General features: G+C 40.9%; 26 protein-coding genes. 9 read left to right on the forward strand and 17 right to left on the reverse strand.

The features are described 5' to 3' along the window. Window positions 1–2: 2 nt before the first annotated feature. The 3 genes from ACNAV8_RS09235 (at window position 3) to ACNAV8_RS09245 (ending at window position 4,357) form a co-directional block, all read left to right on the forward strand. Entirely contained in the window at window positions 3–1,091 is a 1,089-nt protein-coding gene (locus tag ACNAV8_RS09235) for a 5-methyltetrahydropteroyltriglutamate--homocysteine S-methyltransferase (RefSeq protein ID WP_103855195.1), read from the forward strand. Between the two features lie 181 nt (window positions 1,092–1,272). Beyond that, a complete protein-coding gene (locus tag ACNAV8_RS09240; RefSeq protein ID WP_415777608.1) occupies window positions 1,273–2,736 on the forward strand; it encodes a sodium:solute symporter family protein in 1,464 nt (487 codons plus the stop codon). A 139-nt stretch (window positions 2,737–2,875) separates the two neighbouring features. After that, entirely contained in the window at window positions 2,876–4,357 is a 1,482-nt protein-coding gene (locus ACNAV8_RS09245; protein WP_410681132.1) for a sulfatase-like hydrolase/transferase, read from the forward strand. 66 nt (window positions 4,358–4,423) lie between these two features. On the opposite strand, the gene ACNAV8_RS09250 is transcribed toward ACNAV8_RS09245, so the two are convergent. Together ACNAV8_RS09250 and tpiA are read right to left on the reverse strand one after the other, a co-directional pair. Then, the gene (locus ACNAV8_RS09250; RefSeq protein WP_415777609.1) at window positions 4,424–5,392 is read right to left on the reverse strand and encodes an ROK family protein; all 969 of its coding nucleotides are present in this window, start codon (window positions 5,390–5,392) and stop codon (window positions 4,424–4,426) included. 182 nt (window positions 5,393–5,574) lie between these two features. Then, a complete protein-coding gene (tpiA, locus tag ACNAV8_RS09255; protein ID WP_103855197.1) occupies window positions 5,575–6,342 on the reverse strand; it encodes a triose-phosphate isomerase in 768 nt (255 codons plus the stop codon). 167 nt (window positions 6,343–6,509) lie between these two features. Here tpiA and ACNAV8_RS09260 point away from each other — a divergent pair, with 167 nt between their 5' ends. Together ACNAV8_RS09260 and ACNAV8_RS09265 are read left to right on the forward strand one after the other, a co-directional pair. After that, complete coding sequence (locus tag ACNAV8_RS09260; RefSeq protein ID WP_103855198.1) at window positions 6,510–6,944, forward strand: GNAT family N-acetyltransferase; 435 nt, start codon at window positions 6,510–6,512, stop codon at window positions 6,942–6,944. A 49-nt stretch (window positions 6,945–6,993) separates the two neighbouring features. Next, window positions 6,994–7,374, forward strand: a complete 381-nt coding sequence (locus ACNAV8_RS09265) for a hypothetical protein (protein WP_415777610.1) — start codon at window positions 6,994–6,996, stop codon at window positions 7,372–7,374. A 79-nt stretch (window positions 7,375–7,453) separates the two neighbouring features. Here ACNAV8_RS09265 and ACNAV8_RS09270 read toward each other — a convergent pair whose 3' ends face one another. From ACNAV8_RS09270 to ACNAV8_RS09285, 4 genes are read right to left on the reverse strand one after another with little or no spacing between them, the layout of a single operon-like run. After that, window positions 7,454–8,296 (reverse strand): cysteine ABC transporter substrate-binding protein, encoded by an 843-nt coding sequence (locus ACNAV8_RS09270; RefSeq protein WP_415777611.1) that lies wholly within the window; start codon window positions 8,294–8,296, stop codon window positions 7,454–7,456. Beyond that, window positions 8,280–9,044, reverse strand: coding sequence for an amino acid ABC transporter ATP-binding protein (locus ACNAV8_RS09275; RefSeq protein WP_103855143.1), 765 nt, complete (start codon window positions 9,042–9,044; stop codon window positions 8,280–8,282). The genes ACNAV8_RS09270 and ACNAV8_RS09275 overlap by 17 nt, the downstream gene beginning before the upstream one ends. 12 nt (window positions 9,045–9,056) lie before the next feature. Continuing rightward, a complete protein-coding gene (locus tag ACNAV8_RS09280) occupies window positions 9,057–9,725 on the reverse strand; it encodes an amino acid ABC transporter permease (protein WP_103855144.1) in 669 nt (222 codons plus the stop codon). A 2-nt stretch (window positions 9,726–9,727) separates the two neighbouring features. Beyond that, window positions 9,728–10,390 carry an amino acid ABC transporter permease gene (locus ACNAV8_RS09285; protein ID WP_103855145.1) on the reverse strand — a complete coding sequence of 221 codons (663 nt, stop codon included), beginning with the start codon at window positions 10,388–10,390 and terminating at the stop codon, window positions 9,728–9,730. A 330-nt stretch (window positions 10,391–10,720) separates the two neighbouring features. Here ACNAV8_RS09285 and ACNAV8_RS09290 point away from each other — a divergent pair, with 330 nt between their 5' ends. Continuing rightward, on the forward strand, window positions 10,721–14,125 hold the full coding sequence (locus tag ACNAV8_RS09290; RefSeq protein WP_415777612.1) for a polysaccharide lyase 8 family protein: 3,405 nt from the start codon (window positions 10,721–10,723) through the stop codon (window positions 14,123–14,125). 36 nt (window positions 14,126–14,161) lie between these two features. Here the strand turns inward: ACNAV8_RS09290 and yggU are convergent, their stop codons facing one another. From yggU to srmB, 6 genes are all read right to left on the reverse strand, one after another. Further along, window positions 14,162–14,452, reverse strand: coding sequence for a DUF167 family protein YggU (gene yggU / locus ACNAV8_RS09295; protein ID WP_103855813.1), 291 nt, complete (start codon window positions 14,450–14,452; stop codon window positions 14,162–14,164). After that, on the reverse strand, window positions 14,452–15,015 hold the full coding sequence (locus ACNAV8_RS09300; protein ID WP_103854361.1) for a YggT family protein: 564 nt from the start codon (window positions 15,013–15,015) through the stop codon (window positions 14,452–14,454). The genes yggU and ACNAV8_RS09300 overlap by 1 nt, the downstream gene beginning before the upstream one ends. 17 nt (window positions 15,016–15,032) lie before the next feature. Then, window positions 15,033–15,980, reverse strand: coding sequence for a magnesium/cobalt transporter CorA (gene corA, locus ACNAV8_RS09305; RefSeq protein ID WP_103854360.1), 948 nt, complete (start codon window positions 15,978–15,980; stop codon window positions 15,033–15,035). A gap of 349 nt (window positions 15,981–16,329) precedes the next feature. Continuing rightward, a complete protein-coding gene (locus ACNAV8_RS09310; RefSeq protein WP_103855812.1) occupies window positions 16,330–16,551 on the reverse strand; it encodes a sulfurtransferase TusA family protein in 222 nt (73 codons plus the stop codon). A gap of 27 nt (window positions 16,552–16,578) precedes the next feature. Then, window positions 16,579–17,634, reverse strand: a complete 1,056-nt coding sequence (locus ACNAV8_RS09315; protein WP_415777613.1) for a YeeE/YedE thiosulfate transporter family protein — start codon at window positions 17,632–17,634, stop codon at window positions 16,579–16,581. Window positions 17,635–17,802: 168 nt separating this feature from the next. Beyond that, a complete protein-coding gene (gene srmB, locus ACNAV8_RS09320; RefSeq protein ID WP_415777614.1) occupies window positions 17,803–19,122 on the reverse strand; it encodes an ATP-dependent RNA helicase SrmB in 1,320 nt (439 codons plus the stop codon). A gap of 82 nt (window positions 19,123–19,204) precedes the next feature. Here srmB and ACNAV8_RS09325 point away from each other — a divergent pair, with 82 nt between their 5' ends. Beyond that, entirely contained in the window at window positions 19,205–19,918 is a 714-nt protein-coding gene (locus ACNAV8_RS09325) for a tRNA1(Val) (adenine(37)-N6)-methyltransferase (RefSeq protein ID WP_415777615.1), read from the forward strand. 38 nt (window positions 19,919–19,956) lie between these two features. Here ACNAV8_RS09325 and ACNAV8_RS09330 read toward each other — a convergent pair whose 3' ends face one another. Genes ACNAV8_RS09330 through ACNAV8_RS09340 form a run of 3 tightly spaced genes read right to left on the reverse strand, consistent with a single transcriptional unit; the run spans window position 19,957 to window position 22,588 of the window. Beyond that, entirely contained in the window at window positions 19,957–20,874 is a 918-nt protein-coding gene (locus ACNAV8_RS09330) for a Dyp-type peroxidase (protein WP_103855810.1), read from the reverse strand. A 46-nt stretch (window positions 20,875–20,920) separates the two neighbouring features. Further along, a complete protein-coding gene (locus ACNAV8_RS09335) occupies window positions 20,921–21,763 on the reverse strand; it encodes a hypothetical protein (RefSeq protein WP_103854354.1) in 843 nt (280 codons plus the stop codon). A gap of 12 nt (window positions 21,764–21,775) precedes the next feature. Further along, window positions 21,776–22,588 (reverse strand): Cof-type HAD-IIB family hydrolase, encoded by an 813-nt coding sequence (locus ACNAV8_RS09340; RefSeq protein ID WP_103855809.1) that lies wholly within the window; start codon window positions 22,586–22,588, stop codon window positions 21,776–21,778. A 143-nt stretch (window positions 22,589–22,731) separates the two neighbouring features. Here ACNAV8_RS09340 and ACNAV8_RS09345 point away from each other — a divergent pair, with 143 nt between their 5' ends. Both ACNAV8_RS09345 and nfuA read left to right on the forward strand, forming a co-directional pair. Further along, complete coding sequence (locus ACNAV8_RS09345) at window positions 22,732–23,421, forward strand: amidophosphoribosyltransferase (RefSeq protein ID WP_103855818.1); 690 nt, start codon at window positions 22,732–22,734, stop codon at window positions 23,419–23,421. 108 nt (window positions 23,422–23,529) lie between these two features. Then, window positions 23,530–24,114, forward strand: a complete 585-nt coding sequence (gene nfuA, locus ACNAV8_RS09350) for a Fe-S biogenesis protein NfuA (RefSeq protein ID WP_103854352.1) — start codon at window positions 23,530–23,532, stop codon at window positions 24,112–24,114. 44 nt (window positions 24,115–24,158) lie between these two features. On the opposite strand, the gene trmL is transcribed toward nfuA, so the two are convergent. Both trmL and brnQ read right to left on the reverse strand, forming a co-directional pair. After that, on the reverse strand, window positions 24,159–24,641 hold the full coding sequence (trmL, locus tag ACNAV8_RS09355) for a tRNA (uridine(34)/cytosine(34)/5-carboxymethylaminomethyluridine(34)-2'-O)-methyltransferase TrmL (RefSeq protein ID WP_103855817.1): 483 nt from the start codon (window positions 24,639–24,641) through the stop codon (window positions 24,159–24,161). A gap of 118 nt (window positions 24,642–24,759) precedes the next feature. Then, window positions 24,760–26,061, reverse strand: a complete 1,302-nt coding sequence (gene brnQ / locus ACNAV8_RS09360; protein WP_103855808.1) for a branched-chain amino acid transport system II carrier protein — start codon at window positions 26,059–26,061, stop codon at window positions 24,760–24,762. Window positions 26,062–26,168 lie beyond the last annotated feature (107 nt).

Below are 26,168 nucleotides of genomic sequence, written 5' to 3' on the forward strand. Positions count from 1 at the left end.
ATATGACATTATCAACATTACCTTTGCACGCTGACACTGTGGGCAGTTATTTACGCAGTGCGGCGCTGAAACAAGCCCGTGAACAATTCAACGCCGGCGAAATTGATCGTGCCACCTTAACTCGTATTGAAGATCAAGAAATTGAAAAATTAGTCCAAGCACAGTTAGATGCCGGTTTAAAAGTGCTTACTGATGGGGAATATCGCCGCTCATTTTGGCACATTGATTTTCTTGAAAATTTAAACGGCATTGAAGGCTATGAGCCTGAACACGGTTATAAATTTAATGGCGTTGAAACCCGAGCTTATAACACACGCTGTTGTGGCAAAGTGTCGTGGAATCCTAATCACCCTTTTATTGAGCATTTCAAAAAGCTCAATGCCATTGTGGCTGAGCGTGGCATTGTGAAATACACCATTCCAAGCCCAAACCAGTTAATGTACCCCGTTCAGTGGGATCACGGTGTGTATGCCAGCCGTGCAGAATTTGCAAAAGACGTACAACAAGCCTATAAAGATGCCATTCAAGCCTTTTATCAAGCAGGTTGCCGTTATTTACAATTTGATGATGTTTATTGGGGCTCTTTGTGCAACAATCACGACAAACCTGAATTTGCCGCAGATAAAGCCCAAGCCTTGGAAAATATTCAAGTGGTACTTGCTGATAAACCCAAAGATATGATCATCACAACCCACGTTTGCCGTGGCAACTTCCGTTCAACTTATTTATTAAGTGGCGCTTATGATCCTGTTGCCCCTGAGCTATTCGGTCAAACACAATATGACGGCTATTTCCTTGAATATGATGATGAACGCTCTGGTGGATTTGAGCCCTTAAAATATTTCGCTGGCAATAAAGGACGTGTTGTACTTGGCTTAATCAGTTCTAAATTTCCAACCTTAGAAGACCCTGCCACAGTAAAAGCTCGCATTGCCGAAGCCGCTCAATATGTGCCACTTGAGCAACTCTGCCTTAGTCCACAATGCGGTTTTGCCTCCACCGAAGAAGGCAATATTATGACAGAGCAAGAACAATGGGCGAAAGTGCGTTTAGTTGAGCAAATTGCCGCTGACGTTTGGGGCAAAGACTAATCTTTGCGATAAATGCTTCTTTTCAAAAGTGCGGTGAAAAAACACCGCACTTTTTCTTTTACCAATTTCTTAATCTGTGATCTTGCTCACGTGGGGTTTATGATTTTTGTCATATCTGCCTTTAACGCTCTCCTTTAAACTGCGAGTAACTATTTATTCATACCAATATTGGGAGGAAAATATGCAGTTTAACTGGAGCGTAGATGGCAGTATTGTCGGGCTTTATATTTTATTAAGCCTTGTTGTCGGCATTCTTGTGCGAAAATATGTAAAGAATGTGAATGATTTCTTGGTGGCTGGCAGAAATGTGGATTTGCACGTTGGGATTGCCTCTTTAGCCGCCACTGAGTTTGGCATTATAACCTGTATGGCGGCAGCACAGCTTGGCTATAAATACGGTTTTGCGGGAGCCACAGTGGGGTTAATTATGACCATTGTAATGTTCACCGTAGGGAAAACAGGATTTTGTATTGAACCTTTACGCAAAGCGGGTGTGGTAACCATTCCAGAGTTTTTTGAACATAAATTTGGTAAAAAAGTCCGCTGGGCTGCCGGTGTGGTCATTGTGCTTGGTGGCTTGCTGAATATGGGCGTTTTCTTACGCACCGGTGGTGAATTTTTAGTTGCTGTGGCGGGGCTTAAACCAGAATATTTAGAAATCACGATGACAATTTTATTGCTTGTGGTGGCGTTATATACCATTTTAGGTGGAATGCTCTCCGTTCTGGTTACCGATTATATGCAGTTTATTTTAATGAGTGTTGGCTTGGTGCTAACCACTTGTACGATTTTCTATCAGGTGGGCTGGGATACCTTATTTGATACTGCAATTTCTAATTATGGCGCTGGTGGTATTAATCCTTTTGCTAATCCTAATCTTGGTTGGCAATATGTGCTTTATACTGCTTTAGTGCTGACTGCGACAGTGCTAACTTGGCAAACAATGGTTTCTCGTGTGTTGTCAGCAAAAGATGCCAATGTTGCGAAAAAAATGTACACACGCACTAGTTTATTTTATATCGTACGTTCATTAATTCCTGTGATGTGGGGCGTTGCTGCGTTAGCTTTCGTAAGTTTAGAAAGTGTGGGCGGAAAACCAATCCAAGCAATGCCAACAATGCTTTCTATTGTGATTCCAACAGGGATCATTGGTTTGCTTGTCGCGGCTATGTTGGCGGCAGATATGTCCACAAACTCTTCTTATTTATTAGGTTGGGCAAGTGTTATTTACAATGACGTATTGATTATTTTCCATAAAAATAAATGGTCAGAACGTAAATCTATTGCTGTCAATCGCGTATTAGTGGCATTAATTGGGGTTTTCTTACTGTTCTATGGGTTGTGGTATCCATTAAAAAGCGACTTGTGGGTATATATGACACTCACAGCAACCATTTATTCCGTTGCTGTTTCCACCCTATTGATTTCCGCTTGTTATTTCAAAAAAGCCAATAACTGGGGGGCTTATGCCACCATTGTTGTGGGTGCTTTAACGCCACTTTCTTACTTAATCGCACAGCAGATTCCTGCACTTGAACCTATTGCAGCAAAAATTGGCCCTTATTATTCGGGTATTGCTGCGTTTGTGTTTGCTTGGATTGCAATGATTGTTGGTTCATTATTGAAAAATACGTTACGCAAATAAGGGGGAAATATGACAGATCTAATCATTCTCTTTTGGAAAGGACTCATCTTATTCGGGCTAAGTTGGTATATTTGCACGATTTTTATTGTTGGTTTTAAAGGCTTTCAAAATATCAAAACGATGTTAGGAGTAGGCAATAATGAAAAAAACTAACGTGGTTTTAATTGTTGCCGATGATTTAGGCTATTGGGCGCTTGGTTGCTATGGGAATAAAGAGGCGATTACGCCCAATATTGATAAATTAGCGCAGCAAGGTAAAAAATTTAACGATTTCTTTTGTGTTTCCCCTGTTTGCTCCCCTGCAAGAGCCTCAATTTTTACCGGCAGAATTCCTTCTCAACACGGAATTCACGACTGGTTGGAAGAATGGGAAAATGGTGCGACTACAGAACATTATTTAAAAGGGCAATCGACTTTTGTAGATCGCTTAAAACAGCATAATTATCTTTGTGCAATGAGTGGCAAGTGGCATTTAGGTATGGCTGACACGCCACAATGTGGTTTTGATTATTGGTATTCCCATCAGCGTGGCGGTGGCCCTTACTTCAATGCACCAATGTATCGAGATGGTATATTAATTGAAGAACCCGACTACATTACAGATAAAATCACCGATTATGGGCTAGACTTTATTGAGAAGGTACATAATGCCGATCAGCCATTTTTTCTCAATCTAAGTTATACCGCCCCCCATTCCCCTTGGGATCGAAAAAACCACCCACAGGAAATATTGGATCTTTATGCGGATTGTCAATTTGCATCTTGTCCTCGAGATCCTTATCACCCTTGGAAAATTTATGAAACCTTTGAAGGTGATGAACAAGAACGATTAGAAGTGTTAAGGGGATATTTCGCAGCCTTAACCGCAATGGATTTTAATATTGGAAGAATTATCACCGCACTTGAGGAAAAAGGCATTTTAGAAAACACGCTCATCATTTTCACCAGTGATAACGGTATGAATATGGGACATCACGGTATTTTTGGTAAAGGGAATGGCACAAGCCCTGTGAATATGTTCGACACGTCCGTAAAAGTGCCGTTTATTCTTTATCACAAAAATCATTTATTAACAGGTGAAATAGATAACCTGTTGAGCCATTACGATTTCCGCCACACCTTGTTGGAATACCTCAATATCAGTGATGAAGATCAGGCACAGGTACGTTATCCTGGAAAAAGTTTCTCTACTTTATTAAAACAAGAGCCCACAGATTCACGAGAAGAAAATCATCTTGTGATCTTTGATGAATACGGACCAACTCGAATGATCCGCAATCGATCTTTTAAATATATTCATCGCTATCCTGATGGGCCTTATGAATTTTATGATCTGCGTAACGATCCTGATGAACACCATAACCAAATTGATAACCCGGATTATCAACAACAGATCGCCCAAATGCGGCGTGAGTTAAACCGGTGGTTTAATCAATATATCAATAAAGAAATTGATGGTGCAACCTTGCCTGTTTACGGCGGCGGACAGCGTACGCTTGCGGGCGAATGGGGTGGCTATGCCGAAAACACGTTCAACAAATATACAAGCCATTTTGTTTTTTCCGCAGACGGAAAACTACAGCAAAAATCTGATGTAAAAGTGAAAGAAAAAATTCAGTAACCTAGTAACATAAGCGCGAAAGATAAAAAGTAGGAAACCATTTCCTACTTTTTTATTGCCTTACAATTATTTTATCACTAACGCTGCAGCGCCTTTTACGCCAGCGGAATCAAGCAGTTGGCTTGGTTTGATTTGCAGGTTTTGTAGGGATACGCCTAAGGCATAGTGCGGTAGGAATTTTTGTACTTTTTCGATGATGAAATCGGCGGATTTTGCGACCCCACCAGCCAGTACAATAAGTTCAGGATTAAAAATATTAATCAGCACGCCTAAGCCGTAAGCCAAATATTTTGCGAAGCTATCCACCACTTGCAGCGCGAGATGATCGCCTTTTTTGGCGTATTCAAAAATATGATGTGCTTGCAGGGAATCTAAATCCGTGGAAAAACGTTGGAAAAACTCACCGCACTTTTGTTTATCTGTTTCTGGAGCGCTAAGAAGTTTTTTGGCTTCCCGCACTAATCCTGGGGCGGAAGTATAAGTTTCTAAGCAGCCTGTTAAACCACAGCCGCATTTCATTCCTTGTTCGTTCACCATAATATGGCCAAACTCGCCCGCGCAGCCGCCCGAACCAGACAACACCTTGCCGTTTAGCAAAATGCCTGAAGCAATGCCCGTGCCAATTGGCACAACAATAAGATTCGCCACACCTTGCCCTGCGCCGAATAAATGTTCTCCCAAGGTAATGGCTCGCACATCGTTTTCCACCACCACATTTTTATGAGAGATTTCTTCCATTAATTGCTTGGCATTGAAATCATTGCCCCAAGAAAAATTAGCCGCGATTTTAACGATCGCTTGATCCACCACAGGGCCTGGAATTCCCAAGCCGATGCCTGCTAATTGTGCTTCTGAAAGTTGATGTTGTGCAAGCAAATCCAAAATGGTCTGCCAAATGCGAGAAAAAGTGGATCTTGCCCCTTGCTGAGATAAAGTCGGAATGCTCTGTTCTGCAAGAATATTAAAATGGTTGTCTAAAATGCCGATTTTTGTGTTCGTGCCGCCAATATCTACGCCTGCGTAATATTTCATCATCAACTCCATTTATTTTGCTAATCTTAAATTTCAACATAACTGATTTAGCCAACTCAGACTATGATAAATATCATAGTTTTACCGTGATAAAGATCACAATTTAATAAAATAACAAAGGGTTCACATTTAGAGATAAAAAAATCTGCTCATAATGAGCAGATTTTATAGGAATGGAACTAAAATTAGTTTTTCGCCACAGCTGCCGCTTTCACGATCACCGCGAATGCAGGCGCTTTTAATGAAGCACCGCCTACTAATGCACCGTCAATGTCTGGCTGAGTGAATAATTCTGCGGCGTTGGCATCATTGACTGAACCGCCGTATTGAATGATCACTTGATCTGCTACCGCTTGAGATTTCGCTGCGATATGGCCACGAATGAAAGCGTGTACCGCTTGAGCCTGTGCTGGGGTGGCTGATTTGCCTGTGCCGATTGCCCAAATTGGCTCATAGGCAATGACTGCGCCATTGAATGCTTCCACGCCTAATGCGTTGATCACGGCATCAATTTGGCGTGCGCACACTTCTTCTGTTTTGCCTGCTTCGTTTTCCGCTTCAGATTCACCAATACATAACACAGGCACTAAGCCCGCTTCTTTCAGTGCGGCGAATTTTTTGGCAATAAATTCATCGCTTTCTTTATGATAAGTGCGACGTTCAGAATGGCCGATGATGATATATTTCGCACCGAAATCTTTTAACATTGCCGTTGAAATATCACCAGTAAACGCACCTTGTACGTTTACATCAACATTTTGTGCGCCTAAGGCAATTTGGCTGCCTGCAAGCGCGGCTTCAGCTTCGGCTAAATACATCACTGGCGGTGCGATCGCCACATCACAACCGTTTACGCCGACTAATTCTGCTTTTAAGCCTTCGATTAGCTCTTTGGTAAACGCTTTGCTACCGTTTAACTTCCAGTTACCCATAACTAAAGGACGACGTGCCATAATTTTTCTCCATAGTAATTAACAAAAAATAACCGCATTACTATATCAAATTTTTTCTACGCTTCCGTTGATTTTAGGCAAATTTGAAAAATTTTTTTGTAAAAAGATGATTATTGTGCATTAAAAAGCTACAATCCACTGTATAGATTTCACAAAAAATCATCAATATGAAAATTTTTAAAGCTGAACAATGGAATTTAGAGCTGTTGCTGCCCCTTTTTGAGCAATATCGACTTTCACAGGGAATGGCGGAAAATCCTGACCGTACCTTAACATTTCTCACCAACCGTATTCGCTTTAGTGAAAGCATTTTCTTCCTTGCGGTGGACGCTCAAAACCAAGCGCTTGGTTTTATTCAGCTTTATCCTCGCCTTTCTTCCTTACAACTGCAACGCTATTGGCAACTGACAGATATTTTTGTGTTGCCTCAACAAAATTCTACGGAAATTTACACCGCACTTATCGCCAAAGCCAAAGAATTTGTGCGTTATACGCAATCTTCCCGTTTGGTGGTGGAACAAGATCCGCAGCAACAATCCTTGCTAGAAATGGCGGGCTTTCGTGCTAATCCCGAAAAGCAGATTTTTGAACTTCGGTTGTAATCAAAGGTCTAATTTTCACCTTAATCACAATCTAATTTGGAGAACTATAATGAAATCAGTAAAACACATTCTTTCTGCCTTAGTGGTTGGCTCAGCGGTGTTAGCTAGCGTGCCAAGCTATGCGACAGACTGCGCAGTCACTAACGTAAAATTTAAAAAAGGCGCATCATCAGCCAATTACACGGGTAAAATCAAAGGCTGGCAATGTCGCAGTTATGCGTTTTATGCCAAAGAAGGGCAAACCTTAACCGTAAATTTAAGAGCCAAAGGCGCGGCGGAAGCCATTATGTACGGCGAAGATGATTTCGTACCAAACACGCCATATATTTTACCAAGAACAGGGCGCTATGAAGTGCGCGTGCTACAACCGAAAGCACAATCCATCAAAAAACTTACATCAAGCTATAAGATGAATATTAAAATTCAATAAGCTAATGAGCTAAAAAGAAAAAGTGCGGTGGAAATTTGTTAAATTTTTTCACCGCACTTTTTTATTTCTTCAATTTAACTTAATAAGCCACTAACACTTCTTTTTCGCTGATAGTGTCGCCGTAAACAGGCAATAAGGTTTTGTCGTAAGCTTGTTTTAACACGCCCTCTTTACCTAATTTTTCAATTTCTTGATCTAACCACGCGAGCAATTCAGTATCACCTTTTTTCACTGCTGGCGCGATGAAATCTTGATCGCCAAGGGTTTTAATACCAACGGTAAAACCCGGGTTTTCTTTTGCCCAAGCAAACAGCAAGGTGTTGTCGTGGGCGAGTGCATCACCGCGTCCATCTCTTAAGGCTTCAAAGGTTTCCGTGTTTTGTTCAAATTTTAATAATTTGATGTTCGGATAATGTTTGCTGAAATAAGCATCTGCCGTCGTGCCTTTGTTCACCAATAATGTTTTGCCTTCTAACTGATTGATGTCGGTGATAACCGCGCCATCTTTTGACACCATACCCAACGCCACTTGCATATAAGGTTTGGCGAAATCCACCACTTCTTTACGCGCTGGGGTAACGGTGAAATTGGCGAGAATAATATCCACTTTGTTTGATTGCAAATATTCCACGCGGTTTGCGGCTTCCACCAAGACATATTGCACTTTGTTTTCATCACCCAGCAAATCTTTAGCAATGGCTTTTGCAATTTCTACGTCAAAACCTTGGCTTTTGCCTTGGTTATCCACATAGCCAAAAGGCGGTTTATCGCTAAAAACGCCAATGCGCACGCTATCGGCCTTTTGTAGCTGTTGCAGACGATTTTGCGCGCTATTGCTTTCGTTGTCATTGCACGCCGTTAGGCTCACAGCAAGCAGGGTAGTCGCAAAAAGTGCGGTGATTTTTTTAAATGTTTTCTTCATAGTCTATTCCTCTTGGTTCATAGTTTAAGATGTTTAAGAATGTTTTTGCCCGATCGGAATTCGGGTTGGTAAAAAAGCGATCTGGCGTGTTTTCCTCCACGATTTTTCCTGTGTCCATAAAAATAATGCGATCTGCCACTTGGCGCGCAAAGGCCATTTCGTGGGTTACAATCAGCATTGTCATTCCCTCTTTGGCAAGCTCTAAAATCACATCTAGCACTTCGCGCACCATTTCAGGATCAAGGGCTGCGGTAACTTCATCAAACAGCATAATTTCTGGGTTCATACACAAAGAACGAACAATAGCGATACGCTGTTTTTGACCGCCTGAAAGCTCACGCGGATAGGCATTTTTGCGATCCAGTAAGCCCACACGTTTAAGTAACTCATCGGCTTGCTTTTCCACTTCCGAACGGGAACGCTTTTGCACTTTCATTGGGCCGAGCAAAATATTGTCGATCACCGAAAGATGCGAAAATAATTCATAGCTTTGAAAAACCATTCCAATATGTTGGCGTGCTTGCACCCAAGGCACTTGCTTGCCTAACACGCCTTGATCTTGCAAAACGATTTCACCACCTTGAATGGATTCCAGCCCGTTAATGCAACGCAACAAGGTGCTTTTCCCGCAGCCTGAAGGCCCGAGCAACACCACCACTTCGCCCTTTTTTATGGCTAAATCAATGCCTTGAAGTGCGGTGGTTTTTTCGTATTTTTTTACCAGTTGGTTAATTTCTAATAGTGCCATTTTGATTTCCTTTTATTGCTCCCAACGATTTTCTATATAACGAGAAAAAATAGACAAGGGATAACAAATTGCGAAATATAAAAGAAAAATAAGACCATAAATCCAAAATGCCGCGGAAGGATCAGTAAATAACGATGTTTCAATAATTTGTTGCCCCACTTTCACCACTTCTAACACGCCAATTAACATTGCCAATGAACTGGTTTTAATCATTCGAGTAAATAAATTAATCGCACTTGGCGTAACTCGCTTTAAACTTTGTGGCAGTAACACATATAAAAAGGTTTGTGTGCTATTTAATCCCAAGGCATAAGCAGATTCCCGTTGATGTTTTTCAATGGAATTTAATGCGCTGCGCATTAAATCGCCCATTTCAGCCGTCCCCCAAAAAATAAAGACGAAAATACATACTGCAATGCCGTTTAAATGAATATTCAACCACTTAGCCAAGCCAAAATAGGCAATAAATAACCACACTAGTAAAGGAATAATTCGCACCATTTCTAAATATAAACGACAAATCCCTTGGATTATTTTATTTCGGCTGGTCATTGCAATGCCAAACAATATACCCAACAGGCAAGAGAATAATACGGAAATAAATGCAATTTCAGCCGTAACCGTTAAGCCATTTAACAATCGTTGTAGATTATTTTCTTCTAATAAAATAGTTAATCCCATTATTAAACGCTCCCATATTTCGCATAACGGCTACGTTTCTCTAAATAATGAATAAGAAACGAAACTGGCAATAAAATAATGAGATAAAACACTACCAATAAAAATAATGCTTCGTTAGTTTTATAATCTAGGCCAATTAATTCTTTCGCCATAAACATTAATTCCGCAATAGCAATCGCGCTGGCGATAGAGGTTTCTTTCATTAAAAACAGACAATTTGCACCAATGGCTGGCAGAGAAAGGCTTAAAGTTTGTGGCGCAATAACATAAATAAAGGCTTGTGTGGGTGTTAATCCTAAGCTCAGAGCTGATTCCACTTGCCCTTTTGAAACGCTCTCAATCCCTGCTCGAATCGCCTCAGCCATATAACTTCCCCCAAGAAAACTTAAGCCAATAATGGCGCAAGTAAATCCATCTAACTTAATTCCCAATTTAGACAAACCAAAATAGAGAAAGAAAAGTTGGATCAACAAAGGTGTATTACGAGAAAGTTCAATATAGGCTTTAGCGAGCGAATTAAAAAAACGAATGTGGTAGCTGGTAGCCACCGCACACAAAAGCCCAATAATGAGAGAAAAAACAATACTCCAAAACGAGAGCTGCAAAGTAATAATGCTGGCATCAATAAATTTCGGAATATTGTCAAAGACATACTGCCAATTCATTTTCCTTCCCTGTTGAAGTCATAAACTGGCAATCATTCTAAAGAACAGAATAGTAGATTGAAAAAGAATAAAAATTTATTGGTTAGATGATTTGGTTATATTAAAACAAAAAGTGCGGTGGAAAATACCGCACTTTTTATCTAGTAAACAACAACCTTTTCTTACCTTAATCCGTTAATAAATCCCGCGCATAAACCCCACAAAAACAAAAATAAAACAATTTTTCATTTTTATTGTGATCTTGTTCATATTTTTGAAGCGTGGAAATTGAGTTCTCTTTTTCACCAGCGTAGCATACGTGCGTTATCACTATTATTTAAGGAGAGAAAAATGCCCCGATTTCGTTTATCAAAAGTGATGTGTATGCTAGCGCCTGTGATGTTAGCCAGCATTCCTACTTTACCTGTTTATGCTGAAACAAATTCTGTTGTAGCTGTGGAACACGCCACAACACAGAATGCCTATGATCAAATATTACAAAATTGGAAAAACCATCTTACAGGTATATCGTTAGACACCACAAATAATATGGCTAACAATGCGAAACAAGCGTTGCTAAGTAACGATACTTTTGATTTTAGTGAACAAAAAACAGCTGGGGCAAAAATTCGCTCGACAGTGAATACAATCAGAGATTTAGCTGTAGGATATAATAAATCGGGTTCGCAATTTTATCAAAACCAAGACGCTAAGCAGTTAATCATTTCTTCTTTGGAAAAAATTCATAGCGGTGGCTACCAGGTGGGTGGCAAAGAATATGGTAACTGGTGGAACTGGGAAATTGGTGTTCCAAAATCGTTGAATGATGTACTCATTTTAATGGGTGATGAATTACCTAATGAATTAAAAGAAAAGCTCATTGCAGCTACAACGTACTTCCAGCCAGATCCAACAACAAGTGGGGCAAATTCCGAAGCAGCACAATATTCTACGTCAAAAGATAAAAGAACAAGCACTGGTGGAAACCGCACAGATACCTCTACCGTTTCACTTGCGCGTGGTCTATTAACGCGTAATGATGATGAGGTTCAACGTGCGATCCGTGCTATTTATGATGTAGGAGAACTCAAAAGCGGTATTCGTGATACAAATGATGCCACGCTAAATGATGGATTCTATACCGATGGTTCATTTATTCAACATTCTTCCGTGGCTTATAATGGTACTTATGCTTCAGTTCTCATTGAAGGGTTAGGACTTTTCGCATATATGCTGAAAGATTCACCAAACTTTGTGTTTAGTGATCCTAAAATGGACAATATTTATGAATCAATTCTCAAGGGATATAGCTGGTTATTAGTAAATGGTGGAATGAATGATTCAGTAAATGGGCGCGCGATTACTCGACCAAATAGCAGCGATGTTACACGTGCAAAACGATTTATTAGTGATATTTCCTTATTGATTGATAGCGCACCAGCAACATACAAGCCGGCATTACAAGGGTTGTTAAAACGTACATTACTTGAACAACATTATTCTCTTGATGATGCGCCAAATGATACGGTGCGGAATATCTTAAAAAATATTCTTGATAACCCAAATATTAAGCCAACAGAAACCGTTGGTGTAAAACGTTTTTCTTTTATGGATCGCGCTGTACAAAAAAGTCCTAAAGGAACAGTTGTTATTGCAATGCATTCAAATCGTACTGCTGCCTATGAAAGTATGAATGGCGAGAATCCTCAAGGTTGGTACACTGGCGATGGAATGACTTATATCTATGATAACAAAAGTACCGATTTATTTACGAATTATTGGCATAATGTTGATTCCTATATGCTACCGGGAACAACCGAAAGCACCGCTATTCGGAAAGATGGTTCAAAGCAACGCCGATACTTAAAAGATCGCAGCAGCAAAACATTTGTGGGTGGTGTAGATAATGGCATTAAGGCAGATGGTTCACAAGGTAATGCCACTAAAGCCATTATTGCAATGGATTTCACATCTTATAATGATAAAACTACAGCGAAGAAATCTTGGATAATGCTAGGTGATGTGGTACTCGCGCTAGGCTCGAATATTGCTAGCACAGATAAAGGCGAAGTATTAACAACCATTGATAATAGAGTGATTAATGGAAAACAAACCTTATCTCACGTTGGTGATACAATTTATTTTACTGATCCTGCTACACAGCAGACTATAAGCTATAAAATTCTTGATAATCAGCAACCTTATACTGTTATTGAGAAAGGTAAAGATGGTTCAACAGAATTTGCTAAAATTTGGTTAAATCACGGGAAAAAACCTAAAGAGGCGAGCTATGCTTATCTCATTATGCCGGGTTATAGTGCTGACGAAGTAAACCATTTTGATACAAATACAATTCAAATTCTGCAACAAAATGCTCAACAACACGCAGTAAAAGTAGGCAATAGTCTTTTTGTCAATTTCTTTGAAGCGGGAGAAGTAGATGGTTTAGCGGTGAATCACCCTCTTTCCGTAATTAAAACAGAAGAAAATGGACACCTAGACGTTTATGTTGCCGATCCAACGCTGATGCTTGACGATGAAATTAATTTGTCTGTGCTTGGTAAATATATCTTACAAGTTGGTAATGATGTAACAGCTACGATTTCAGGAGAAAAAACAGAATTTACCTTTAAACTTGATGATCATCAGAAATATTTCTCCGCGATTGAGGAAAGCCAGTACAAGGAAGATAACTCAACTAGCACGCAGACGCAGCCAACCAACGCTGATAGTAATAATGCAGAAACACCTGATGGCTTAGATAAACCTAACACAGATAATTCTGAACAAAATCCAGCAACAGAAACCTCATCTGAAAATGCTGAAGATAGTCCAACAATAACACCAGATAAAGGTGTAGATACATCAGACAATGTGGTTGAATCTAATGGAAATAGCAATGACGAAAGCAGTTCAACGCCAACAACTCAAACAACCCAAGCTGAGGACAGTAATCGCACTGTAGCCATAGAAGAAACGGTGGAATCTAATGATGAAGAAGAAAATCTTACCAATCAAACTTCCTCTGAACAGGTTGCGTTTAGCCAAGATTATCTTGATAAATATGCGAAAACGCTAAGAAATCTAACCGATGTAGATGTTTCTATCATTGATAACTTTAACTATGATCATTATTTCACAGCGACATTAAGTGAAAGCAATAAACAGGGGTTAGGTGGAAGATTCCAAACAGGGTTTAACCAATCCTTGAATGATCATACGAAAGTCGGGGCATTTGCTGAATATCGTTATAATGATATTCACCAATTGGGCATTGGTGCTAATGCAAAATGGTATGATTTTTCTAGCTTTGTTCGTTATCGCCACGTTTTTGATAGCACAGTACACGCAGATTATCTCGACCTTTACCTTGGTTATAATAAAACTTTTACCTTTAACCAATTTGCTATTCAGCCACGTATTGGTGTGCTAGGTTCTTATCTGCTAGATAGCAAGCTGCCAGATAATGGTAAACTCGCTCATCATTTTGCCGTCCAAACACAGCTATCAAGTAAATTTAGCTATCATATCGGTGGCATAGCCCTTTATCTTGAGCCGACTTGGAAAGTGAACTTGGACGAACCATATCGCCTTCAATTAAATGGACAAGAATACAAGCTCGATCGCTCGAAGCAAGAATGGATAGGTAAAGTGGGAATTGCCAAAAATATCGGTAATTACACTTTTGATTTCAGTGTTCAGACCAACAATCATCAAGAACGCAAAATGATAGCCACCTTTAATTATCAATTCTAAAAAGCAAAATGCTCTCGCTAATTGAGAGCATTTTTCTTATCCCAACAACTCCAAAACCTGTTCAGGAATCACTTTCGGTGTAGGGATAAAAATTTGTTTATGGCGGTTGAGTTCGCCTTTTTCGATGAGAATACTGCTTTTTGGCACTTTAAAGGTTTTGCTTAGGAATTTAAGCAAATGGGCGTTGGCTTGGCCATCAATAGGTGGGGCGGTGATGGTGATTTTTAGCTCGTTGTCGTGCAAGCCAACGATTTGATCTTTACTGGCTTTCGGTTGCAGAAAAATCCGCAACCGAAGTCCTTGCGTGCTTTGCTCGATCGCATTCATTAGGCAAATTGCCATAAAATAGGCGCAATGTCGTACATTACACGGTTGGCGTAAAATAATAAAAATGCCAATAACATCGGGGAGAAATCAATCATTCCCGTGTTCGGTAAAATACGGCGAATCGGGTTGAGCAAAGGTTGCGTGAGCTGATAAAGGGTATATTGCAACGGATTTTGCCCGCGGTTAAACCAGCTTAAAATGGCTTGGAAAAACAACACATAAATCACCGCTTCACCCATAGTGCGCAAGGTATGCAATAACCCGATGTAAAGATAAAGCAAGGGATTTGCCGCCACTTGTGCTGATCCTAATAAATCTAACAAAGGATATTTTGCCACGCCTAATGCCACACACAACGCCAATGCTGCGGTATTTAAGCCTTTCACCGTAGGTAAAAACTTTTGCAATGGCGCAAGCACAGGTTGAGTGAATTTCACTAAGGTTTGCGAAAAAGGATTATAAAAATCCACGCGGCTATATTGAAACCACGCACGCAAAATTAGCACGAAACTAAAAACATTAATTAGGGTATAAACTAAAAATTGAAGGGAATTTAAGCCCATTATTTTCTCCTTAAAAATTACAACCAGCCTTTACGTTTAAAATAAATATAAGGCGTAAGCGCCGCAACGATCATCAAACCAATCGCCATAGGATAGCCATATTTTAAATGCAATTCTGGCATAAATTCAAAGTTCATTCCGTAGGTGGACGCCACCAAGGTTGCAGGCAGGAACATCACCGACACTACGGAGAAAAATTTCATAATTTTATTCTGCTCAATATTGATATAACCCATTGCCGCTTGCATTAAGAAATTCACTTTTTGGAATAAGGATTCATTATGCGGTTGCAGGGATTCAATATCGCGTAAAATATCGCGCGCTTGCTCTAGCTGATTGGCAGGCAGACGCGTTTTACGCACCAAAAAGCTTAATGCGCGTTGCGTATCCATCAAACATAAGCGCACTTTGGAACTGGCATCTTCTTGCTCCGTGAGTGTAGCAAGCGCTTTATCAAAGGCTTCGCCCTGCTTGCCCTCCAAAATAACGTGGCTTAATTTTTCCAAATCTGCGTAAGCATTTTCGATTACATCGGCGAGCTGCTCGATTTTGGTTTCAAATAAATCTAACAGCACTTCATAGGCGTTACATTCCACTAAGCGTTGGCTGCGCGAACGCATTCGATAAAGGCGAAACGCTGGCAATTCACGATCACGCAAGGTGAACAAACGCCCATCACGCAAGGTAAACGCCACGCTGGCAATATCGGCATAATCATTTTCATCTTCACAATAGAAAAAAGAGTGCAAATGCAAGCCATCTTCGTCTTCAAAGAAACGCGCAGACGCTTCAATATCTTCCAATTCTAAGAAAGATGCCAAACTTTGCCCTAAGCCCTGTTGCAACATTTCACGTTCTTCGCTTGATGGCTCAAGCAAATCAATCCAAATGGCGGCGTTGAGATTCTCATCACCTTCATCTAGCCGAATTAAACGCGCATTTTCCAGTGCAAAAGCATTAATCATTTTGTCATACTCCTTGAGGGATTATGAACAAACCCGATGAACAAAAGAAAACTAAATAATCAGCACAAGAGTGCGGTGCAAAATTTTCGATTATTTAATTAAAGATACCTAATAATTGAGGTAATGAAACTTACCTGCGAAATCTCGCCGATAAGTGGAGGACGAGATTTAGATCAACGATAAATTGGGTATCGACTATGACTGTCCAAAGTGTGTGTCCTCTTGTTGCTAAATCGTGCGGAATGTTACGCTTCAATGGGGTGTTCGTCAAGAGGATCTGTGGGAAAAGAAAGCGATAAAAAGTGCGGTGCAAAAATTCTGATTTTTTCCACCGCACTTAAAAGAAAGGCTATTTCACCACCGTGATTGTCCATTTCGCATCGCCAATTTGGTCAAAATGGGTCACTTCATAGCCTTCTTCTGCCGCCCAGTTGGGAATGGCCTCTGTGGCTTGCGTGCAATCAAATTCAATTTCGATGCCATCACCTGCGTTCAATTTTGCCATTGCTGCTTTTGCTTCTTCTAATGGGAATGGGCAAACTAGCCCCGCGGTTTCTAATTTTACGATCATCTTAATTTCCTTCTATGTGAATAAATCTTATGCTGCAGCGTTCGCTAACGCCAATCTGCGCGGACGAATAAATAAGACGTGTGCCATTGTCCATACTCCAAGAATCGTGAAAGCAAGGGCAATCCAGCCTTTAGAACTCATCACTGCTGTGGCTGTTAAATCGTTTCCAATGGTGCAACCGCCTGCCAATGATGCCCCCACGCCCATCGCAAATCCACCAATCACACTGTGGTAAAGGGTTTTCGTGTCGGGTAAGCGCCATCTAAACTCACGGCTACCTTTCGCGGCAAGATAAGAACCAATAAAAATCCCGATCACCAAAAACACGCCCCAATTTAACCGCTTTTCATCGCCCGTTACTAAAAAATGGATAAGATTTGCAGAAGGTGTTGTGATCCCCAAGCCACCAGCGCGCCCCGTGCTTTCACTGGCAGGCCAAGCAACCAGTGCAATAATGCCAATAGCCAGCGCGGCGACAAAAGGGTGATAGCGCTTTTCAAACAACCAATGGCGTAACCCTTGATATTTTTGCGGCAATGTTGCCACTTTATTTTTAGGGCGTTTTCTCAATGTTTGGTATAAACCAAATACTACGGCGATTGCCAATAAGCCAACCAACCACCACACGGAGATCCCTAGTTGGGCTGCAAGATTATCATTCATTCTGGTATAGCTAGTTACCGTGTTTTTGAATTCCACCAACACACCATATTTCATCATTGCGGCACTTAGCATATACATTACCAATGCCAACCAACTTCCGATCAATCCCTCACCTGCACGATACCACGTCCCCGTTGCACAACCGCTAGCAAGCACAATACCAATACCGAATAGATAAGAACCAAAAACCGTGCCAACCAAAGAAAAATCTTCATAAGGCGATGAAATATAACCCAACTCAACAAGTGTCAGCACCCCCACGCTTTGAATTAAAATAGCCAGTAAAAAGGCATAAAACATTTTATTATTTTTCGCCGTGTACATATCACGAAACCCACCCGTCATACAAAAACGAGTACGCTGTAGCACAAAACCAAAAATCACACCGAGAACACCGCCTGAAATTATTGTCCAAACCATAAATTTCTCCTCTAACGTACTGATTAAGTGCGGTTATTATGCGAGAGATTTTTTATAGCTATCCAATAATTAATTGAAAGGATATATTTCTTTTGGTTATAAAGAGAAGGTGTGCAAAATTTTGCTATAGAAAAGAAAAATGAAAAAAGATTGGTAGAGAAAGGGGGATTACCCCTCTCCCCCACTCGGTTTACGGCGTTTGCCGATATTTTTCGTGTCTTTATGACGCAATTTGATTTTTTTCTGCTGTTCTGATTTTTTCTTTTCTGCCCGCTTTTGTTTAATGCGCGCTTTTTGTTTTTTGCTGACGCTTTTGACTTCGCCGTCTTTCGGTGCTTTGGTACGCGGTTCTAAGCCTTCAATAATGCGAGGTTTAAGCAATTCCTCAGTATAACGCTTAATTTTACCGAGCAATTTATAATCGTGGGCTTCAACAAAAGAAACCGCAATGCCTTTTTTGCCAGCACGCGCAGTGCGTCCAATGCGGTGTAAATAAGTGTCTGCGCTGTAAGGCAAATCCATATTCATCACGTGGCTGATGTCATCAATATCAATCCCACGCGCCGCCACATCGGTGGCAACCAGCACGGTTACCACGCCATTTTTGAGTTTATCAATGGCATTATTGCGTTGCGTTTGCGCCATCTCCCCTTCTAAATAAGTGCTGCGAATGCCACGTTTACGCAAAGTGTCGGAAAGCTCTCGCACGGTTTCACGGCGGCGAACGAAAATGATGCCCTTGCTTACCTTTTCCTGCTCAATAAAACGAGCGAGCAATTTCACTTTATGCTCATAGCTGTCTGCGTGATAGTACCATTGTTGGATTTTTTTACGCTCACGGCGACTTGGCTCCGCATCAATTTTTACAGGATCATTGAGTAATCGCCCTGCAAAATCCATTAGCAGTTCACCTTCCAACGTAGCAGAAAACAGCAAGGTCTGTTTACGCCAGCGCGTTTCGGCAGCAATTTTTTCCGCATCTTGTCCAAAGCCCATTTGCAGCATACGATCCGCTTCGTCAAAAATCAGAATTTCCACGCCACGGCAATCAAAATTTTCCTCTTGAATATATTGCAACAAACGCCCCGGTGTGGCGACCACCAAATCTTGGTTGCTGTTAAACACTTCCCCGTGGTTTTGATACGCAACACCGCCCGTGATGGTAGTAATATCAAGGTTGGTAAATTGTGCTAATTGCTCCGCTTGCTCCGCCACTTGCATCGCTAACTCACGGGTTGGGGTGAGAACCAACACCCTTGGCGTACCGGGTTTACGGCGTGGATTATCCAGCAAATGTTGCAAGGCTGGCAATAAGAAAGCAGCGGTTTTACCCGTGCCAGTTGGCGCTGAGCCTAGCACATCTCGCTCCGCCATTGCCGCTGGAATGCTTTCCAACTGAATGGCAGTGGGGCGTTGGTAGCCTTTTTTCGCTAAGGCTTTTAATAATTCTGGGGCGAGATCCAATTCTTCAAATTGTGCTAAGTTCATATTTATTGTTACTATTAGGAAAAAATTGGTGCAGATTATACCGCACTTTGGGGGCAAAGTGCGGTCAATTTTTGGGAAGTTTATGGCAACGAAAAATCAAGGCTTTCGCTTTAAGCAGTTTCAGGTTAATCATCATCGCTGTGCGATGAAAGTGGGAACAGACGGCATTTTGCTTGGTGCTTGGGCAAATATTCAAGGGGCAAAAAAACTTTTGGATCTCGGCACAGGCACAGGGTTAATTGCGTTAATGTTGGCACAACGCACGACACAAGATTGCCATATTAGTGCGGTGGAGCTTGATAATGCCGCGGCAGAACAGGCACAGGAAAATATTCAGGCTTCCCCTTGGGCTGAGAAAATCTCGCTATATCAAATGGATATCGAAAAATTTGCACAAAATCCACCGCACTTTTTTGATTTAATTGTGGCCAATCCGCCCTATTTTGAGCCTGCACAAGCTTGCAAAAACGTACAACGTGATCTTGCCCGCTACACTCTTGAACAAAGCCATAACGACTGGCTCAATGCGGCAGCACAATGCTTAAATGAACAGGGGAAAATTCAATTTATCCTGCCCTATGATGCAGGAAAAACTTTGCAAAAAACCACCGCACTTTATTGCACGGAACAATGTGATGTAATCACCAAAATCGGCAAGCCAGCACAACGAATATTACTCACTTTTCGTAAACTAGCTGAACCTATGCAACATTCACAACTGATTATTTATGACGAAAATAATCAATACCACCCTGACTTCGTGGCGCTAACGAAAGGGTTTTATTTGAGGTTTTGAATAAAAAAACCTAGCACAAACGTGCTAGGTTGGTGAGATTACTCCGCAAATTCATCTAACATATCTAAGGTTGGGACGAAGAAAAGTGTGCCTGTGCGGGTGCGGCTGAAATCAAGCAAGCGGTCGTAATTGCCAGCGGGGTTGCCGATAAACATATTGTTTAACATTGCTTGCACGGTGCTGAAGGTGTTGGCATAAGCAATGAAATAAGTTCCCACTTCGCCGTTAGCAGAAAATGGCATATTGTCGCGAATGACTTTGCGATCATCGCCCACATTGGCTAAGGCACTGTGGCTGTTAGCTGGCTTGGTGTCGTCGTCCATTTCAATGTCATCTGCTTTAGAGCGACCAAACACTTTTTCTTGCTCGCTTAATGGCAGCGCGCGCCACGCTTGCATATCGTGTACATATTTTTGTACAAACAAATAGCTACCGCCTTGGTAAGCGGGGTCTTCTTCCCCTACAGTACCGAATAAGATGCGGTCTTCTGGATCGTGCGGATTTTCTGTGCCGTCCACAAAGCCAAGAATACTGCGTCCGTCCCAGTAGCGGAAGCCTTGAATATCCACCACACATTTTGCCACATCGTGTAATACATCGGTGATATTTTGTGCAATATCAAAGCAATAGCTTGGTTGATCACAACGGATATGGAAATGCAAATCGCCACGGGTTGCCACGGCGGTATATTTTGCCCCTTTAATTGGCTCAAAAGGGGCAAGCTCTTTTGGCAACGGCTGTGGTAAATCAAGGCGTAGCCACGCATCGTGTCCAATGCCCATTACTACGCTGGCTTTGGCATCAGGAAAACGGGTTTTTGCCGAATTATTAAGATTGCCAATTAATCCGCAAAGTTGTTGGAACGCAGGTTTTACGTCCACATCATCGTGAAAATTCCACACCATAAAAATGGTGTTTTTGTTTGGTTCATCAAGAACATTTTGTAAAGCAGCCATAATATTTCCTTTCGTTAGAGGCACTTTAATAAGTGCGGTTGTTTTTTTATTTCGTTTTTAAATATTGCAAGCCGTCCACGCTCATCATTTTCCCTGCTGGTGCACCAATGGCGTTCGGCAAGTTATGAATAAGTGAATTGGCAAAATCACCTGTATATAATTTCGCCCCTTGGTGAGTGAGGTTAGATTGGCAATCAATATAAACTTTACCGCCCATTTTACGCCATAAATAGCAAAATCCGTAATCTTCAGAAAGATAGCGGTTGGTCTGCGGGTCGATCATTACGTCAAAAAAACGATAATGTAGCCCTAAATCTTGGTAGCCAATGCTGTCTGGCACATATTGCAATTCAGGATAATGCGCCATCATTTTTTCAAACACTTCACGTTTAATGCACATAAACCCTGTTGGTGCTTCGTCCATTTCCATAAAGCCGTCTGGTTGAATGGCTAATTGCACTTTATCGCCTTCTACACGCCCTGTGTTTACCGTATATCTCGTGCTGGCAGATTCAAATTCTTGCTTTGTCATTCCAGCCGGAATTTCACTGGGAAATTGTTCGTATTTTAAGGGATAAACCCCTGCGGCGATGTCATAATCTGACAATAATAAACGCAAGGCGGCATCAACGGAGAAGCCAATATCGGAGTCAATCCAAAATAAATGTGTCCATTGTTTATTGGCTAAAAATTCTGCCACGGCATTATTTCTTGCCCGTGTAATTAGACTTTCACCACGCTGTAAAGACACCTGTAAACGAAAACCAAGATTCGCTGCCGAATTTGTTAAATTAAGTAATGAAATCACATAATTATGAAAATATTTCCCGTCGTGGCTTGGCGTCATTATGACAGGGTACATAGTTTTTAATGCGTCAAGATTTAACATTGAGTTTCCTTATTATTCGATTAAACCTGATTTTACAAGAAAATTGTACACGCCATCTTCTTCAATATGATCCGTAACGTGATTAGCGAGAGCTTTCAAGGTATCGTGTCCGTTTCCCATTGCCACGCCAACCCCCACCAAGCTAAGCATTTCGATGTCATTTAAACCATCACCAAACGCCATCACATTTTCCATTGAAAAACCAAGATGACGTGCAATCGCGGCAATGCCTCTTGCTTTTGAACCTTCAGCATCAAAAATATCCACTGAATTTTCGTGCCAACGTACCGTTTTCAGATCGTCTAAAATATGTGTTTGTACAACCAATTCATCTTTATCTTCGGCATAAAATGCTAACACTTGGTACACATCATTTTGTTGATAATAGGTTTTATCAACTTGATAATCTGTGGTGATCGGATCAAGCGCGTGCTTTAACATTGGCGTAATTTCAGAAACACGAATTTTATCATTAGAAACAAAGGCATAGGCAATATTATGAAGATCGAAGAAATCCACTAACCGCTGAACTTTTTCTGTTGGAATCGGGTGCTTCTCAATCACCTCACCGTTATGTACGGCAAATTGTCCATTGGTAGTAACAAAGGTACGAATGCCTTCTTGCTCTACCATTTCATTAATTTTAGCCGGAAAACAGCAACGTGCGCGCCCTGTTGCAATTCCAACTAAAATGCCATTCACTTGCAATTTTTGAATAGCAAGTCTAGCGCTTTCTGGAAAATGTACTTTATTTTTCACAAATAAAGTTTCATCAATATCAAAAAAAACCGCTTTAATTTGCTTGCGATAATTCGGTACTGTCATTTTTATCCTCTTCTTATCTAAATTTTGAGCAAATATTACCATTTTTTGCGATCAAGATCGTAAAATTGATCAGAAAAAGTTTTTTTCTCAGAGAAATCAATTATAGTGAGCTCAACCAAAAGAGAAGTGCGGTGGAAAAATTGGTGAATTTTTTCGGTTTTCGTTGTGTATTATGCCAACAAGTTTTATCACAAGAGAAACAGGGTATATGCACAACTTGCAATAAAGCAATGAAACGTTACATCTATTGTGGTTGTTGCGGAATGCCAACCCCAAGTTACGTTAAACGTTGTGGACATTGCACAACAGTTACTCCTCGCTGGGATCAAATAGTTATCATAAGCAAATATGATCCTCCTATATCGGAATTAATTCAGCAATTCAAATTCCACCATCTCTTTTGGTTAGACAAAACCTTAGCACGCTTGCTTCTATTAGCTGTTTATGAAGCAAGACGACAGCATTCCCTACACTTTCCACAAGCGATTTTTCCTGTGCCACTGCACCATTTTCGTCAATGGAGGCGAGGTTATAATCAATCTGATTTAGTCGCTAAACATTTATCCAAATGGCTGAATATTCCTTGTCATTCGCAATTTATTCAACGGATAAAACGAACACCGCCTCAGCTTGGTTTAAACGCTAAGGCGCGCAGGCAAAATTTAAAACACGCCTTTAAGTTTGCTAATCAAGAGATAAATTATCGTTCCATTGCGTTGGTTGATGATGTGATCACCACAGGTTCAACCTTAAACGAAATCGCTAAACATTTTCGTCAATTAGGGGTGGAAAATATTCAAGTTTGGGGGCTCGCTCGGGCTTTCCACATTTAGCAATCCCTTGATTATAGAAAACACCGAATAAAAGAAAAGGTGGAAAAAAAGTCTATCTAGCGGTATGATGCCTGACTATCTAGCTCAAGTATTACTGAGGAATAAATAATGCAACAAATTACGATTTCTGACGCGGCGCAAGCGCATTTTCGCCGTTTATTAGATCAGCAAGAAGAAGGCACGAATATCCGCATTTTTGTGGTGAACCCTGGCACACCAAGTGCGGAATGTGGGGTATCTTATTGCCCACCAAACAGCGTGGAAGCCACTGATACAGAAATGAAATATGATACGTTCTCCGCCTTTGTTGATGAAGTGAGCTTACCATTTTTAGAAGACGCGGAAATTGATTATGTTACGGAAGAATTAGGCTCGCAGCTTACCCTTAAAGCGCCGAATGCGAAAATGCGTAAAGTGGCAGATGATGCACCTTTAATTGAACGCGTGGAATATGTCATTCAAACTCAAATTAATCCGCAACTAGCAGGCCACGGTGGGCATATCACCTTAATTGATCTGACTGAAGATGGCTATGCAATTTTACAATTTGGCGGTGGCTGTAACGGTTGTTCAATGGTCGATGTGACGCTAAAAGATGGTATTGAAAAACAACTGGTGAGCTTGTTCCCCGATGAATTAAAAGGGGCGAAAGACGTAACCGAACATCAACGCGGTGAACATTCTTATTATTAATCGTAAAACAACAAAAAGGCACGGATTCTCCCGTGCCTTATTTGTTATAACTCTGGGTCAAAATTAATCACCCCTGCATAATTAAGTTGTCGCCACGCTTCATAAACAGCCACTGCAACAGAATTGGATAAATTCATACTACGGCTATTTTCTGTCATTGGAATGCGAATTTTCTGTTCCATTGGCATTTCGTCTAAAATCGCCATTGGAATACCGCGGGTTTCAGGGCCAAACATCAAATAATCCCCTGCTTGAAAGGAAACTTGGCTATGTGCTAGCCGCCCTTTGGTTGTCATCGCAAACAAGCGTTTAGGCTGTTCTGCCACAAGAAAATCGGCAAAGGTTTTGTGCTTTTTAATTTCTGCAAATTCGTGATAATCCAATCCTGAACGGCGCAACCGTTTGTCGTCCCAAGTAAAGCCAAGTGGCTCAATTAAATGTAAACGAAAGCCAGTATTCGCACAAAGACGGATAATATTCCCTGTATTTTGCGGAATTTCTGGCTCATATAGCACAATATCTAACATAATTTTTTTCTCATTCAATTTCGGTGTGCGAATTTTACCGCTGAATAATGAAAGATCAAAATAATAAAAAAAACCACCGCACTTTAAAATTAAGCCCTCACAACGGAGGGCTTGGAAATTAGGCGGAAACTTTTTTTGCTTTAAACAAGGTGCATAACACAACCATTAGCAATGTTGGCAGTAACCAGGTTAAGCCCTCTTGATGTAATGGCACTTTTTCTAATAGGCTTTGAATAAAGTGCGGTAATAATTCCATATTTTTTAGGCTATCTGTAATACTAAACAAGGCGGTAATACCAATAATTAAGTTATAACCTGTGCGGCTAATGCCTAATTTTTCGCGTAACAGTTGCATTGCAACGAGCATAATGGCGATAGGGTAGATCAGCAATAACGCAGGAATTGTAACGCGTAATAAGGTGTTTAGCCCTGTTTCAGAAATAATAATGGTGCTGATGGTAAATAACACCACAAAGAACGTGTAATTTAAACGTGGGTGGAATTTTGAGAAATAGTCCGCACAAGCACTGGTTACGCCCACAAGGGTGGTTAAATTGGCTAAAAGCACGATACCGCTCATAATCCAAGAGCCTTCACGTCCAAACAATACGTTCACATATTGAGCGAAAAGCTGTCCGCCATTGCTTGAGGTTTTTGCAACTTGCTCCCCTGTTGCACCTAAATAGAATAGGCACAAATAAAGCAAACTGAGTAGCACAACGGAAACCGTGCCAGCAATCAGCGTGTAGCGAACAATCGCTTTTTTATCCGACACGCCTTTCACTGCTAAAGCACGCGCCACAATACCACCAAATGCCATTGCAGAAAGTACGTCCATCGTTTGATAACCGCCGATCAAACCTGTGGCAACTGCTGAATGATCTTGATAAGCGCCACTTGGCTCAACGATCGGAGAAAGCGGATAATTGACCACTTCAAAGGCAACAATCACCAATAAAACAAGCAAAGCTGGCGCCATAAATTTCCCAATACTGGAAATCATTGTGCTGCGCCCAAGCATAAATCCCATACCAATTAAATTAAAAATCGTTACAAAAATAATATGGGAATATTCGCCAGAGAATAAATTCAACGGCTGCCAAGCCATTTCATAAGCCACATTGGTTACCCTTGGCATTGCAAAAGTTGAACCAATCACTAAATACAAAATTGTCCAGAATGTAACGTGCGCCCATTTTGGCAAATCAACCGATAGCGCCTCACCACGCCCTTTTAAGGTAACAACAATCAAGGTGATGAAAGGCATTAACACACCGGTTAATAGAAAACCTAACGCGCCCCAAAACCATACATTCCCTGCGTGATAGCCTTCCATTGGTGGAAAAATAATGTTTCCTGCCCCTAAAAATAGGGAGAAAATCATCATTCCCAAAACAGCAATATCTTTTCCAGATAACATTTTATTAACCTCTAAAAATCAAGTATTTAATTTTATATGAATGAATAAACCAAATGATTTTTCACTAGAAAACCGAGAAGTTATAGGGTTTTATGATTTTTTTGTCA

The sequence above is a fragment of the Avibacterium endocarditidis genome (genome assembly GCF_965138825.1).
GTDB lineage: Bacteria > Pseudomonadota > Gammaproteobacteria > Enterobacterales > Pasteurellaceae > Avibacterium > Avibacterium endocarditidis.